The 604-nt window shown below is 73.8% G+C and carries 1 protein-coding gene; it reads right to left on the reverse strand.

Features of this window, described 5'->3' with window-relative positions:
• Positions 1–566, reverse strand: a 566-nt coding sequence (locus G3I71_RS45700; RefSeq protein WP_164324848.1) for an ATP-binding cassette domain-containing protein, incomplete at its 3' end; no start/stop codon positions are given.
• Between the last annotated feature and the right edge of the window lie 38 nt (positions 567–604).

A 604-nucleotide genomic window follows, 5' to 3' on the forward strand; every position in this document is an offset into this window, starting at 1 on the left:
TGCTGCACGAGCACGTCGAGCGCGGTGGTCGGCTCGTCGAACACCATGAGGCGCGGCTCGAGCGACAGGGCCAGCGCGATGGACACGCGCTGCCGCATGCCGCCCGACAGCTCGCCGGGGTACCGGTCCAGGACGGTCGCGGGCAGCTGCACCTTGTCGAGCAGCTCGACCGCGCGCGCACGCCGCCGGGGCGCCGGCACGTGGCCGTGGGCCGCGAACACGTCGGCGAAGTGGTGCCCGACGGACCGCACGGGGTTGAGCGCGTTCATGCCGGACTGCAGCACCATCGCGAACCCGCCGCGGCGCTGCGCGCGCAGCTCCTCGGCTCCCATGCCCGCGATGTCGGTGCCGTCGAACACGATCCGCCCCGACGCGATGCGCGCGGGCGCCTTGGCGAGCCGCGTGATCGCGAAGCCAAGCGTCGACTTGCCCGAGCCGGACTCGCCGACCAGGCCGACGAACTCGCCCTGCTCGAGGCTGAGGCTGACGCGGTCGACGGCGGTCGTGGGCTGCGCGCCGCGCGGCTCGTAGACGACCGTGAGGTCCTCGATCTGCAGCAGGCTCATCGGCCGGTCCCTTCCCGCAGGCGCGGGTTGGACAGGCC

Origin of the sequence: Streptomyces sp. SID12501, assembly GCF_010550245.1 — a bacterium.
GTDB lineage: Bacteria > Actinomycetota > Actinomycetes > Streptomycetales > Streptomycetaceae > Streptomyces.